This is a genomic window from Leclercia sp. LSNIH3 (assembly GCF_002935105.1).
GTDB classification, from domain to species: domain Bacteria; phylum Pseudomonadota; class Gammaproteobacteria; order Enterobacterales; family Enterobacteriaceae; genus Enterobacter; species Enterobacter adecarboxylatus.
Window position 1 is genome coordinate 2729375 of the sequence record NZ_CP026387.1, and the last position, 12339, is coordinate 2741713.

Below are 12339 nucleotides of genomic sequence, written 5' to 3' on the forward strand. Positions count from 1 at the left end.
TTACTCCTTCTCTTTAGTATCCGGCAGACGCCAGAAATCGAAAAAATTGAACCAGTCGAGCGGCGCTTGTAGCGCGTAATGTTCCAGCCGCTGCGCGTAACGATCGACGGTCTGTTGTAACGCCTGCTGGCGCTCGCCACGGGGTAACAGCAGCGGATCGGCAAACTCTTCGCAGTGGATATGCAACTTCTCCTGCTGGCGCAGGGCGAAGATCAGCATCACCGGGCAGCGCATCAGCGAGGCGAGAATAAATGGCCCCTGGGGGAAAGGCGCAGGCTGACCCATAAAGTCGCTCCATACCACGCGCCAGCTGCCGCCGCGCTGCGGATCGACGGCGATCCGATCCCCGACGATCGCCACCCACTCCCCGCGATCTATCTTCTCTTTCAGGAGGATAGCGGTGTCAGGGCCGATACTTGTGACCGGGATCAGGTTCAGACCGGCCTGCGGCGCCATCTCCTGCATAATCTGTTTAAACCGCTGGGCGTTATCGGTGAACACCAGCGCATTAATGGTTTTACCGCCTTTCTGTTGCGCCATGGCGCGACACGCCTCCACATCACCCAGATGGGAGGCCAGCAGCAGCTTGCCCTGCGGCACGGTAAGATCCAGTTTTTCCCGCGCGCCGGGAGCGAAGATCACGTCCCGATCCAGCCGGAGCTCGCCGCGCCAGCTGGCGACTTTATCCAGCATCGCATTGCCAAAACGCAGGAAGTGGAAAAAGCTGTTCAGGCGCGCAGGTTTTGGCTGCTGGCGCTGCGCCAGCACCTCACTGACGCGGGCGATCCACTGCTGCGATGCCTGCCGCGCCGGACGCGCCGTAAGCCAGTACACGGCAACCACCGGCCACAGCAGAACGGTAAAGGCTCTGCGTCCGAGCAGCTGCCAGACCCGCAGCATCAGGCGCATACCGAGGAGACCTTTCACTTCCTGCTGCTGCGCCCAGTGCTGGCTGCGGCGGCGAAACAGCAGCGAGGGGATGCGCGGTAACATGCCGAAAAACAGCCGGGTGTGCATCCAGGAGATCAGCAGGTTGTCTTTCAGGGCATCGAAATGGGAAATGCCATCCTGCGGATAGGTCACCCGGGTGGGCAGAAAATAGCTGTTGTGGCCCTGCCAGTAGAGGCGCACCATCACTTCCGTATCAAAATCCATCCGCTTGCCGAGCGACACGCGGTTTACCAGTTGCAGCGTGGGCGCGACCGGGTAGACGCGAAAGCCGCACATGCTGTCTTTAAGCTGCAACGACAGAGTTTCGATCCACACCCAGACATGGGTGACCCAGCGGCCATACCGGCGCGAGCGGGGGATAGAGTCGTCGTAAATCGGCTGGCCGGAGATCAACGCCTGGGGGTGGCGTTCTGCCAGCGCCAGCAGCTGCGGAATATCCTCAATCGCATGCTGTCCATCGGCATCCACCTGCACCGCATGGGTATACCCCGCCCCGGCGCACACTTTCAGCCCGCGGATCACCGCCGCGCCTTTACCGGCGTTGTGCGTCAGCCGCACCAGGGTGACATGGGCATTGTCAGTAGCCAGCTGGTCCAGCGTCTGCCGGGTACTGGCGTCGCTGCCATCGTCGACCACAATAATCGGCAGCTGAAACGGTGCCAGGCGCGTCAGCACGTTCGCCATCATTGCCCCGTGGTTGTAGCAGGGGATCAGGATGCAGGGGCGGAAGGTTAGCGACACAGGCGAATCTTCCCGGTGCTGGCGGTGTGGCGTTGTTCGCCGTCGTGACGCTGATAGCGAAAAGTGAGCATCTCGCGCCCGGCATCCCAGTCGAGAGTGAGGGTCACCGTGGCATCAGGGAGCAGCGGCGCCTGGAATTTAACGTTCTGAATACTGTGAAAGCGATAGTCTGGCACCAGCAGCGTGGTGGCGTAGTGCATCACCCAGTCGAGCTGGGTGATGCCGGGCAGCAGGGGCTGGACGGCAAAATGGCCCTGGAACCAGAACAGGGCCGGATCCAGATGCAGGACAATCTCCAGCTGCTGCGGTTGTGCCTGATGGCGCTCGATTTCATGGATTTTCATGAAATAATTCCTGTAACTGCGCATAGACACGCTTGTTCATACTGTTCACCGGCATTTCATCAACAATGCGCCAGTGACGGGGAATGGCGACGGGTTCTAGCCACGGTTGCAGGGCGCGTCGCCAGGCCAGAACCTGCGCTTTACGCCCACGCTGGCAGAGCTGCTGACGCCCGGCGTCACTCAGCACCAGCAGCACGCCAATCGTCTGGCGTCCGTCCCGCCTGACCGGCAATGCCGCCGCTTCGCATATGCCCTCCAGCGCCAGCAGCCGCTGCTCAATTTCAGTCAGCGAGATACGTTTGTCTTCGATTTTCACCACCCGGCCCCGGCGACCGACGATACTGAACTGACCGTTATCCTCAATGTGCAGGATATCGTCGAGCAGCAGACCTTCAGGCGCGCGGATCAGGGGGGAGGTGACGTGAAAGGCGTCATCAACGCGGCTAATTTTCACGCCCGGGAAGGGCTGCCAGAGGCGCGCGTCCGCCTGACGATGACGCCAGGCGAGAACGCCGGTTTCGCTGCTGCCATAAATTTCATCCGGCCACAGCCCCAGCCAGCGATGGGTCGCGCACGCCGACTCCCACGCCAGCACGCCACCGGCGGAGATCAGCATGGCGACGGGGGGCGGGGCGAGCCGGGTATCAAGCCGTTTCAGGAACGCCGGGCTGCTGATAAACAGATAACGCTTAGTGTGATCCAGCGCCGCCAGTTGCTCGGCATAGGTCAGCATCTCCGCATGCAGCGGCAGCCCCAGCGACAGGGGCAGCAGGATACGAAACGTCAGGCCGTACAGGTGCTGTGGCACCACAGAGGCCACCACGCAGCAACCGGTGAGGCGCTCGCCAAACCGTTCAGCCAGCAGCCTGGCCTCCCGATCGAGCTGGGCGATATGCTTGATAATACGTTCAGGCTTGCCGGTGGAGCCGGAGGTGAACAGCTCGATAATGCGGGTGTCATCAATGGCCGGCAGCGGCGTGAACGGGGTGGCGCTACGACGGGCCGAGCTGACGATGATCAGGCGGCCCCGGACGTTCAGCGTCCTGTCGCTCAGCACACCGTTGAACAGCTTCTGCTGCTCTTCCAGCAGCGATTCGCGGCTGTGGCCCGGCAGCACCGGGGTTTTGCCCGCATGCAGCGTTGCCAGCAGGGCGACGATAAACAGATAACTGCTCTCAAAACAGAGCGCCCAGCGATCGCCTTCCTGCTGCTGTAAAATGGCCATCAGCCCGCTAACGTCGTCGCGTAACTGCCCCAGCGTCCAGCAGCGATCGCCTGACCAGGCGACGGGCGTGTCGTCCGGGCGGGGAGCATTCAGCCACTGGCTCAAAGGAAGAGGGTTACGCATCATGCTGCTCTTTTTTTATCCGTCGCTGGCGCACCAGCCATTCGGTCGCCATCAACGCGCCCATCAGGATATAGGCGATCATGCCGTTCCACAGCGTCCAGAGCCGCATATCGCCCCGTAACGCGGTGAACAGCGCAATGCCGCCGTTCAAAATGAAAAAGCCGCACCATACCCGGGTGACCACGCGGGTATAGCGCACCCCTGAAGGGGGTAAGTTCGGTTCGCGCAGCCGGGCCAGCCGTTCAACGATGGGCATTGTCGTCCACAGCGATCCGCCAAAGACGGCCAGCATCACCAGATTCACCACCACCGGATAGAACAGCAGCCACTGATGCGCTTTCAGCAGGTAACTTGCGGTACACAGGGCGATACCCGCCAGCGCAACGGTTTGCACGGCATAGCGCATTGGCCCGGCGTTATGCCGCGCCTGACGAAAGCGCAACAGCAGCAGGACCGCCAGTAGCGGCAGCAGCCAGTGCAGGCTGTTATGCATCAGCCCGAAGCCAATCAGAAAGGGCCATGCGACCAGCATCAACCCCGTCAACAGGGGGATCGCCGGAAATGACCGTCCGCCACGCATGGTGTCTTACGCTTCGCGCAGGAGTTTTTCTACCGCATCCACTACGTCCTGAACGGTACGTACAGACTTGAAGGTTTCCGGTTTGATCCGGGCACCCGTTTTCTTCTGCAGATGAACAACCATATCGACGGCATCGATGCTGTCCAGCTCCAGATCTTCATACAGGCGTGCCTCGGGGGTAATGGCTTCCGGCTCAATCTCAAACAGGGTGATCAGGAGCGTGGTGACTTCCTGATAAACGGATTTGTGTTCTGTAGTCATGATAAATTCGGTCTCAGGCGCGATGGGCTGTGATAAAAGAGGCCAGAGTGGCAACGGAGTAGAAATGCTGACGCATCTCTTCGCTTTCGGCAGATAACACCACGCCGTACTGGTTTTTTACCGCCAGGCCCAGTTCAAGGGCATCGATCGAGTCAAGGCCCAACCCATCGCCAAACAGCGCGGCATCCGTATCGATATCCTCTGCGGTCAATTCGTCCAGATTCAGGGTAGTAATTATAAGATTTTTAATTTCAAGGTAGAGCGCTTGCATCATTAATTCCTGACAAAGATTGAAGACCGGATGTTAAGCGATGCTGCAGGTGCCGGTTAAGTTCTCTTGCTGCCAGAGCCGGTTCCTGTACTGCTGCATCGTAAAAATCGTCAATACCTATTCGCTCACGAACATCGACCGTGAAGAACGGTTTTTTCGGCGGTATGTTATACCAACGGCTCTGTTTATCGAGCAGATGCTCGCTGCAGTGGATGATAACCACCCGCAGATCGCTGTTGCAGCGCACGGCAATATTGGCCGCGCCGCGTTGTAGCTTGATGGCTTTTCCCACCTGCGTGCGCGTGCCTTCCGGGAAAATCAGTAGCGTATCACCCTGCGCCAGCCGCTGCTGACAGGCGCTTAGCAGGGTGTCAGCTTCGCTGTTGATCAGGTAATCCGCCGCGCGGATCGCCCCGCTGACAAAGGGGTTACGCAGCAGAGCGCTTTTAACCAGACAGTCGGTTTCTGGCATCACCGACGCAATCAGCACGTAGTCGATAAGTGTCGGATGGTTCGCCACTACCAGACAGCCGCGCTCATGGTGCAGCACGTCGGGATTATCGAAGCGGTAATCCAGCACGCCCAGGGCACGGGCGACGGTTAAAAAAGCCCGAAAGCTCGCGGCAATACTGCGCCGGGCGAGACGACGACGACGCGCCCGGTCGCGCTGGAACAGGTTCAACAGGTTGAACCACACCAGCGACAGCATCAGCCCGCCTACGCCAAACAGCACGAAGCATGCGCCGGTCATCAGCATTCGCCAGCCGCGGTTGAGGGTCGCCATGAGACTTGTCATGCACGCGTCCACCGCCACAGCAGGCGCTCGCCGGGCACCGCAAACTGATTATCGTGACGCAGGAAGTGGCGCAGGAACTGCAGGCTCTGCGGCAGCGATGGCTCATCCGGGCACAGGACGGATTCCGTTTCGCAGCGCAGGGCGTCACCGGCTTCGATGACCAGCGCCATGGCATAGGGCCAGGTCGGCATCTGAGCCGGCAGTGCGAAGCGGTAAAAATCGGGCAGGGTGCCATCAAAATCGACCAGTAACACGCGCGTATATCCGGCATGCAGCAGGCTCAGCACCTCGCACAGGCCCTGCTGAAAAGTATCCATTCCGGCGGAAAGAGATGACGAAACAATCGGCTGACGCGCCGCGATAGTCAGATTGCCCACCGCAGAGTTGTGGACCGACATGGCAAAGTCGGTCGGGGAAACATCCTGCCCGGTCGCCAGCGCGTGCAGGAGGCGATAGTTACGCTCCAGCTCGCCATGACGGCTGGTATAGACCACGGCATCAATGGCATGTTTTCGCACCATCGCCAGGCCGCAATCGACCGCCAGCTTACTGCCTGAACTGAGGCGGCGGGCGGTCATCATCGGCAGATCGGTCAGTTTGGCCTGCGGCGCAGCAGGATCGATGGCGTGCAAACCCTGCGACCATGCCTGCCACTGATCGGCATCGCTAAGCCCTGGCGCTCTGGCATGCCAGTCGAGAATGTTAAATGCAAATTTCATCTGCGCGCGTCCGCGATCAATCCGTCTTTCAATAACGCAGCAAAAATCAGGCCGCGTTATTATTCATTTTTCTGACAAATCAATAAGGTGTGGCCCACCCCGAGATTGTCATGCCGTTGTTCTACCCGGAATCCTGCTCTCTCCAGATAGTGGTAAAATTTCTCTACGCTATAAAAACGGCTGTTGCCGTTCGCCATACAGGTGAAATAGAGCGAGGTTGCGTTCAGGCTGAAGGAGGCCGCTTCGAATTTTTGCGCATCCCAGAAGGGTTCCAGAATGCATAAGCGCGCGCCTGGCTTCATCACCTTCGCCACGTTGCCCAACAGGGTAACAATCTGATCGGGAGAGAAGCAGTCCAGGAACTGGCTCATCCACCAGATATCAGCGTCACCCGGCAGAACAGCGTCGCTAAGCATATCGACAGGATGGAACGCAATACGATGAGATAATCCTGCATTTGCAATATTTTCCCGGGCCAGTGCAATTTGCTGCGGCAGATCGAGCAGCGTCACGGTGATATTTTCATCGTATCTGCAGCAGCGTAGCGCCCATTTACCCGTATTGCCGCCGACATCGTACAATTTTGTCGGCGAGCTTGCGAATATAAGGGGTAATGCGGCGTCGAATGCGCCATCGGAATAGAAATGATCGAAAGCAAACCAGCTTCGCTGCGCCTGTTCAGGCAACGCAGACAGTGCCGGATAAATGGTTGGCCATTCGCCAAAGACAGATAGGCCAGCCGGTTTCTCCGTGCTCAGTGACTCGGCAAGGTGAAACAGGCCCTGATAGCAAACATCCTGGGTGAAATCCATGTTGATGCGGGTCATGCTGTCATGCAGTAAATAATGCCCAATTTTGGCCAGATAGTATCGCCCCTCCCGTTGCGTCACTATGCGCCCGCTTAATCCCATATCCAGCAATACCCCAGCGCCATATTCACTGAGCGTGCTGTTTGCCACGATCTCATCCACAGTAGCGCCATGCGCTCCCTGCTTATCCAGCCAGGCGAGCACGCCAGTGTTACGCAGACAGAAGGCGGTTTGAAAAAGCATCGGGGCAAAAGCGATACGTTGCGCTTCGGTGATGGCCTCAAGCGCGCTGAGCGTGTCCTTTTCGTACATGAAATGCGTAACCTTTTGCCGGTTGAAACAGAGAGCGTCGGGCCAGGCTGACCCGACGAGTATAAAATTTACCGCGCAGCGCTCGCTGAATGGGGTGGCGGGGTGATGCCGTTATCCCGGCAGGCGGCTTTTGGGTCGGCCCGGCCCGAGCAGGATCGCCAGCTTACTGCCTCCCTTGGTGGTTTCCATCCAGATCTTACACACGCTGGTAAGCGGAACAGACAATAACATCCCGACCGGGCCAAGTAACCAGCCCCAGACCAGCAACGACAGGAACACCACCAGGGTGGACATTCCCAGCCGGTGGCCCATCATCCGTGGTTCCACGATATTGCCCAGCACCATATGCACGATCAGGAACAACGCCCCCACCATGGCACACTCATAGAAGCCATTAAACAGAAACGCCTGGATCATCGGCGGTACGGCGGAGATCACCGCGCCGATATTGGGCACATAGTTCAGCAGGAAGGCCAGCACGCCCCACATCAGGGCGAACTGCACGCCCAGCAGCGCCAGCCCCAGCCAGACGATGGCACCCGTCCACAGGCTTAACAATGTTTTCAGCGCCAGATAATGGGAGACGCCCTTCAGCGCCCGGTGCAGACCGGCGATGTGGATCTGCGGATTATTCAGGGCAAAACGCATTTTGTAGGGCACGTGGCGCACTTCAAACAGCATGAAGACCACCGTCATCACCAGCAGCAGGACGCTGGCCATCGCCCCGGAAAGCTGGGTCATTAGCGCGGTGGCAAAGGTCATTACCTTTTCCGAGTCCATCCGTCTTAGCATTCGCTCCGGGGAGATGTGCAGGTTGAGGAACGGGAACATCTCCTGCAGATCGATAAGTTTGCGCGTCAGCTCTTTATTGTATTTCGGCAGCGTGGCGGCAAATTCATTGAGCGAGGCCGCCAGCACCCCGAACAGCGCCGTCATGCCTATCAGCATCACGACCACCACAATGGTGATGGCCAGGGGACGACTCACCCCTCGGCGCAAAAACCAGGTGACGAGGGGGTTAAGGACGATAGCGAAAAAGAGTGCCAGCAGCAGCTGCACGAGAATATCCGCGGCGGCGTGGATACCGGCAAGGATCACCACCAGACAGGCCATTTTAAGCAAAATATGGAGGCCTGCTTTATCAGGTTGCGTAAGACCCGTTTTATCGGGTGGCGTGATTAACATAATATTTCCTCTTATGAGATGCTCATAAGTGTAGTGCGCGCATCGCGCTTCGGCTGAGGCCTTTAATCTTAAAGTCGCTGCTGCAATTCAGCCCCTGTCATGGTAATAGTGAAACACTGTTGTAAAAATTCTGGTGAACCTGATGCCCGAACCTGCCGCCGAACCGGCACTGAGTGGATTACGCCTCAACCTGCGTATTGTTTCCGTCGTTATTTTCAACTTTGCCAGCTACCTGACCATCGGCCTGCCGCTGGCCGTGCTGCCGGGCTATGTCCATGACGTCATGGGATTTAGCGCCTTCTGGGCCGGTCTGGTGATCAGCTTGCAATACTTCGCCACGCTGTTAAGCCGCCCCTATGCCGGGCGCTATGCCGACCTGTTTGGCCCGAAAAGCATTGTGGTGCTGGGGCTGTGCGGCTGCTTCCTGAGTGGAGTGAGCTATTTCCTGGCCGGGTTAACCAGCGCCTGGCCGATAGTGAGCCTGGCGCTGCTCTGTTTTGGGCGGGTGATCCTCGGCGTCGGGCAAAGCCTCGCCGGAACAGGTTCCACGCTGTGGGGCGTGGGGGTCGTGGGGGCGTCGCATATCGGGCGGGTGATCTCCTGGAACGGGATTGTCACTTACGGCGCGATGGCGATGGGTGCTCCCCTCGGCGTGCTCTGCTACCGCTACACCGGCCTGAGCGGGCTGGCGCTGACCATTATGGCGGTGGCGCTGCTGGCGATTTTATTTGCTCTGCCGCGACCGAAAGTTAAAGCCAGCAAAGGCAAACCGATGCCGTTTCGTGCGGTGCTGGGGCGCGTCTGGCCTTACGGTATGGCGCTGGCCCTCGGCTCGGCAGGCTTTGGGGTGATCGCCACCTTCATTACGTTGTTTTATGCCGATAAGGGCTGGGACGGCGCGGCCTTCGCGTTGACCTTGTTCAGCTGTGCCTTCGTCGGAACGCGACTACTGTTCCCGAATGGCATTAACCGGTTGGGCGGGCTGAACGTGGCCATGATCTGCTTTGGCGTGGAGATTATCGGCCTGCTGCTGACCGGCATCGCCGATGCGCCCTGGGTAGCGCGGATTGGGGTCTTCCTCGCGGGGGCTGGGTTCTCGCTGGTCTTCCCGGCGCTGGGCGTCGTGGCGGTGAAAGCGGTGCCGCAGCAGAATCAGGGTGCAGCGCTGGCGACCTATACGGTATTTATGGATATGTCACTGGGGATCACCGGGCCGCTGGCCGGGCTGGTGATGGCGTGGGCCGGGGTGCCGGTTATTTATCTGGCGGCTGCGGGGCTGGTGGCGGTGGCGTTACTGCTGACGTGGCGGCTAAAAAAAAGGCCTCCAGAGGAGGTAATGCCAGTCAGTTAAGCCCGGCGGATTGTTCCGTTCACCTCATGTTCAGCAGAACATGGCATTACACAACCCGTGAACGTGACAAGGGGGGCCGCCGGGCCCCCCTTGTCAATCCCCGCGGCCCCGCAATGAAACCGGTGCTTCGCACTGCGCTCCCCTCCCGACCGGCTGCCTGCGGTCGGCTCAACTCGACATCCTGTCTCGATTCGCCTCTGGCCGCCATCCCTGGCGTCCAGCCCTTGTCATCCGGTCTCCGGTTCGCCGGTTTCAGCGGGGACTCAACACCCGTGCCCCTTTCAAACGACTGAGAAGCGTGAGGGAGCGTGAATCCGGCTGAAAATCGACGAAGCGTTTCCGTAAGGCCGGGGCGAGGCGCAGGGACGCGCCGAGAGGGCATAGCCTGCATGGATGCAGGCTGGTGCCCGACCCGAAAGCCTGAAGGAATAAGCTGAGTGCACCGCGAAGCGGCGATTTTCTTTGCCGGGAGCCGGGGTAGCCAGGGGGGAGGCGGCGAGCCCCCCTGGCACGTTCACCGCAGCGGAGGGGGCATAAAGCAGAGGTGCTTTAGTGAACGGAACCCTTCCACTTCAGTCCCTTAGAAATACCGAGTCGTTTCACTGACTGGCATTACTCCAGAGGAGGCCATTTCATCGTGACAGATTACTGAATCACGAGCGTGTTAATGATGTTCTCTGCGGCAGTTTGCGCTTTCTGCTGATCGTCAGCAGGCAGCGTGATCTGCAGGGTCAGCAGCTTGTTGTCCACTTTGCCCAGCACAACGGAAGAGTAAGCGGTCTGGCCTTTGGCAGAGATAATGCTGTCCAGCTGCTGCAGTTTGTGGTCTTTCAGCTCGATGGCTTTGTTGGTCACTACCTGCAACTGCGGGTCGCGGCTGCGCTGCTGATCTTCCAGACGTTTCGCCAGCACACCCAGATCTTCATTGGTGTCGTCACCGACAATCACAATCACCGCTTTCTGTCCGGTGGCATCGGAATAGACGTGCATATTGTTCGCCTGGGTGCCCAGCTTGCCGCTCTGATCGGTCATGTCCGCCGGCAGAGAGAAGCTGAGTTTGCCATCCATCAGGCTGACCGGTTGACCCGTCGCGTTGCTTTCAGCAGACGCAGCCTGAGCAGGCGTTTTAGTGTCGCTGTTATCACAGGCTGCCAGCCCCATCACCAGCAGGCCAATCCCGACATATTTAACCAGATTGCGCATTGAATTCTTCCTTTCGATAAACGGCCATAACGGCGCATCAATCCATCTTATCACAACTGTTAAAGGGAACCTTTAACCAGCCTGTAATGCTGAGATTTCAGATTTATCCGCGAATCTTTTCAGCAACATATTCAGCAGTACGCCGTACATCGGCAGGAAGAAGACCAGGCTGATAAGCACCTTAAAGGCATAGTCCACGAGCGCGATTTCCATCCAGTGTTGCGCCATAAAGGCATCCGGGCTGCGCCAGAAAGCGATAAAGAAAAAGGCCAGGGTATCGCTGACGTTGCCAAACAGCGTGGAGGCGGTCGGTGCCATCCACCAGCGATGGTTCTGCCGCAGACGGTTAAACACATGCACATCGAGGATCTGCCCCAGCGCATAGGCCATAAAGCTGGCGGCAGCGATACGCGCAACGAACAGGTTGAAGTGCGTCAGCGCCTCAAAGCCCTGCCAGCTGCCCATATAGAACAGGGAGGAGATCACGTACGAAATAAACAGCGCCGGGAGCATGACGGCAAAAATAATGCGTCGGGCCAGCGGGGCACCAAAGATACGTACGGTGAGATCGGTCGCAAGGAAGATAAACGGGAAACTGAACGCGCCCCAGGTGGTATGAAAACCAAAAATGGAGATTGGCAGCTGCACCAGATAGTTACTGGAGGTGATCACCAGCAGATGAAAAAGGGAAAGCCAGAACAACGCTTTTACGCGCTGCGATTGAGAGAACTGCGTCATATTGTGACCTTTTTAACGTTGGGGTGAGGGAACCCAATATGAACCTGGCTTATCAGGCTATTTTATTCACCATTCTGAATCCGGGCAGTGCTCATCAAAACGCGTTGGCGTTTTGAACGTCGCTTGTAGCGGCCCAAAGGGCGAGCGAAGCGAGTAAATCCTTACGTACTCTCTGTACGCTTCGGTTTCTGTGCGCTGTCCGTCTCCTGACTGGCTTCAACAATAGCGGTTGATGGGCCTGGGTCGGAAAACCGCCGCATGATACTGCTTTCACTCCGCTTTGCAATGGCTAATTTTCACGCAATCGTTAACCTGGTTTGCTTTGCTCTGTACGCGGCGTAAACTACTGCCGTTTTTATCTGGACGAGACCACGATGACCGATCTGTTTACCCACCCGGACCACACCCTTGATGCTCAGGGTTTGCGCTGCCCGGAACCCGTCATGATGGTGCGCAAAACCGTGCGCAATATGCAATCCGGCGAAACCCTGCTGATCATTGCTGACGATCCGGCGACCACCCGCGATATCCCCGGTTTTTGTACCTTCATGGAACATGAACTGCTGGCGCAGGATACCGGGGCGCTGCCGTACCGTTACCTGTTACGCAAGGGCTAAACCTGCCGGGCGGTGTGCGACCTGATGCCCTCATCCCAACGCTCTCCTTCAGGGAGAGGGCGCAAATCCTGAAACGGCAACCTGAGGTTGCCGTTTTGCATTGACCCTGGCGA

13 protein-coding genes and 1 pseudogene are annotated in these 12339 nt (G+C 58.3%); 2 read left to right on the top strand and 12 right to left on the bottom strand.

Features of this window, described 5'->3' with window-relative positions; all coding sequences use genetic code 11:
* The 10 genes from C3F35_RS13165 to C3F35_RS13210 form a co-directional block, all read right to left on the bottom strand.
* Positions 1 to 1692: a glycosyltransferase family 2 protein gene (locus tag C3F35_RS13165; RefSeq protein ID WP_103793273.1), complete on the bottom strand. Its 1692-nt coding sequence runs from the start codon at positions 1690 to 1692 to the stop codon at positions 1 to 3.
* Positions 1683 to 2036, bottom strand: coding sequence for an ApeI family dehydratase (locus C3F35_RS13170; RefSeq protein ID WP_103793272.1), 354 nt, complete (start codon positions 2034 to 2036; stop codon positions 1683 to 1685). The genes C3F35_RS13165 and C3F35_RS13170 overlap by 10 nt, the downstream gene beginning before the upstream one ends.
* Positions 2023 to 3384 carry an AMP-binding protein gene (locus tag C3F35_RS13175; protein WP_103793293.1) on the bottom strand — a complete coding sequence of 454 codons (1362 nt, stop codon included), beginning with the start codon at positions 3382 to 3384 and terminating at the stop codon, positions 2023 to 2025. The genes C3F35_RS13170 and C3F35_RS13175 overlap by 14 nt, the downstream gene beginning before the upstream one ends.
* Positions 3377 to 3964: a hypothetical protein gene (locus tag C3F35_RS13180; protein ID WP_032614988.1), complete on the bottom strand. Its 588-nt coding sequence runs from the start codon at positions 3962 to 3964 to the stop codon at positions 3377 to 3379. The genes C3F35_RS13175 and C3F35_RS13180 overlap by 8 nt, the downstream gene beginning before the upstream one ends.
* Positions 3965 to 3970: 6 nt before the next feature.
* Positions 3971 to 4225, bottom strand: a complete 255-nt coding sequence (locus C3F35_RS13185; RefSeq protein ID WP_059307021.1) for an acyl carrier protein — start codon at positions 4223 to 4225, stop codon at positions 3971 to 3973.
* Positions 4226 to 4238: 13 nt separating this feature from the next.
* On the bottom strand, positions 4239 to 4496 hold the full coding sequence (locus tag C3F35_RS13190) for a phosphopantetheine-binding protein (protein WP_032614983.1): 258 nt from the start codon (positions 4494 to 4496) through the stop codon (positions 4239 to 4241).
* Positions 4477 to 5292, bottom strand: coding sequence for a lysophospholipid acyltransferase family protein (locus tag C3F35_RS13195; RefSeq protein WP_103793271.1), 816 nt, complete (start codon positions 5290 to 5292; stop codon positions 4477 to 4479). Before C3F35_RS13195 ends, C3F35_RS13190 begins: the two co-directional genes overlap by 20 nt.
* Positions 5289 to 6011: a beta-ketoacyl synthase chain length factor gene (locus C3F35_RS13200; RefSeq protein WP_103793270.1), complete on the bottom strand. Its 723-nt coding sequence runs from the start codon at positions 6009 to 6011 to the stop codon at positions 5289 to 5291. The genes C3F35_RS13195 and C3F35_RS13200 overlap by 4 nt, the downstream gene beginning before the upstream one ends.
* A 59-nt stretch (positions 6012 to 6070) precedes the next feature.
* Positions 6071 to 7132, bottom strand: a complete 1062-nt coding sequence (locus C3F35_RS13205) for a methyltransferase (protein ID WP_103793269.1) — start codon at positions 7130 to 7132, stop codon at positions 6071 to 6073.
* 111 nt (positions 7133 to 7243) lie between these two features.
* A complete protein-coding gene (locus C3F35_RS13210) occupies positions 7244 to 8317 on the bottom strand; it encodes an AI-2E family transporter (protein WP_051916081.1) in 1074 nt (357 codons plus the stop codon).
* A 108-nt stretch (positions 8318 to 8425) separates the two neighbouring features.
* Between C3F35_RS13210 and C3F35_RS13215 the strand changes: the two are divergent.
* A pseudogene (locus C3F35_RS13215) lies at positions 8426 to 9668 on the top strand (MFS transporter).
* A 645-nt stretch (positions 9669 to 10313) separates the two neighbouring features.
* Here the strand turns inward: C3F35_RS13215 and C3F35_RS13220 are convergent.
* Both C3F35_RS13220 and C3F35_RS13225 read right to left on the bottom strand, forming a co-directional pair.
* Positions 10314 to 10871, bottom strand: coding sequence for a DcrB family lipoprotein (locus C3F35_RS13220; RefSeq protein WP_032614966.1), 558 nt, complete (start codon positions 10869 to 10871; stop codon positions 10314 to 10316).
* Between the two features lie 72 nt (positions 10872 to 10943).
* Positions 10944 to 11609: a 7-cyano-7-deazaguanine/7-aminomethyl-7-deazaguanine transporter gene (locus tag C3F35_RS13225; RefSeq protein ID WP_032614964.1), complete on the bottom strand. Its 666-nt coding sequence runs from the start codon at positions 11607 to 11609 to the stop codon at positions 10944 to 10946.
* A 374-nt stretch (positions 11610 to 11983) separates the two neighbouring features.
* Here C3F35_RS13225 and tusA point away from each other — a divergent pair, with 374 nt between their 5' ends.
* Positions 11984 to 12226, top strand: a complete 243-nt coding sequence (gene tusA / locus C3F35_RS13230; protein ID WP_032614962.1) for a sulfurtransferase TusA — start codon at positions 11984 to 11986, stop codon at positions 12224 to 12226.
* Positions 12227 to 12339: the final 113 nt, after the last annotated feature.

Bases quoted from the DNA above. Each gene is read 5' to 3' on its own strand.
- C3F35_RS13170 (WP_103793272.1), bottom strand. From the start codon at position 2,036: ATGAAAATCCATGAAATCGAGCGCCATCAGGCACAACCGCAGCAGCTG.
- C3F35_RS13175 (WP_103793293.1), bottom strand. From the start codon at position 3,384: ATGCGTAACCCTCTTCCTTTGAGCCAGTGGCTGAATGCTCCCCGCCCG.
- C3F35_RS13180 (WP_032614988.1), bottom strand. From the start codon at position 3,964: ATGCGTGGCGGACGGTCATTTCCGGCGATCCCCCTGTTGACGGGGTTG.
- C3F35_RS13185 (WP_059307021.1), bottom strand. From the start codon at position 4,225: ATGACTACAGAACACAAATCCGTTTATCAGGAAGTCACCACGCTCCTG.
- C3F35_RS13190 (WP_032614983.1), bottom strand. From the start codon at position 4,496: ATGCAAGCGCTCTACCTTGAAATTAAAAATCTTATAATTACTACCCTG.
- C3F35_RS13195 (WP_103793271.1), bottom strand. From the start codon at position 5,292: ATGACAAGTCTCATGGCGACCCTCAACCGCGGCTGGCGAATGCTGATG.
- C3F35_RS13200 (WP_103793270.1), bottom strand. From the start codon at position 6,011: ATGAAATTTGCATTTAACATTCTCGACTGGCATGCCAGAGCGCCAGGG.
- C3F35_RS13205 (WP_103793269.1), bottom strand. From the start codon at position 7,132: ATGTACGAAAAGGACACGCTCAGCGCGCTTGAGGCCATCACCGAAGCG.
- C3F35_RS13210 (WP_051916081.1), bottom strand. From the start codon at position 8,317: ATGTTAATCACGCCACCCGATAAAACGGGTCTTACGCAACCTGATAAA.
- C3F35_RS13220 (WP_032614966.1), bottom strand. From the start codon at position 10,871: ATGCGCAATCTGGTTAAATATGTCGGGATTGGCCTGCTGGTGATGGGG.
- C3F35_RS13225 (WP_032614964.1), bottom strand. From the start codon at position 11,609: ATGACGCAGTTCTCTCAATCGCAGCGCGTAAAAGCGTTGTTCTGGCTT.
- tusA (WP_032614962.1), top strand. From the start codon at position 11,984: ATGACCGATCTGTTTACCCACCCGGACCACACCCTTGATGCTCAGGGT.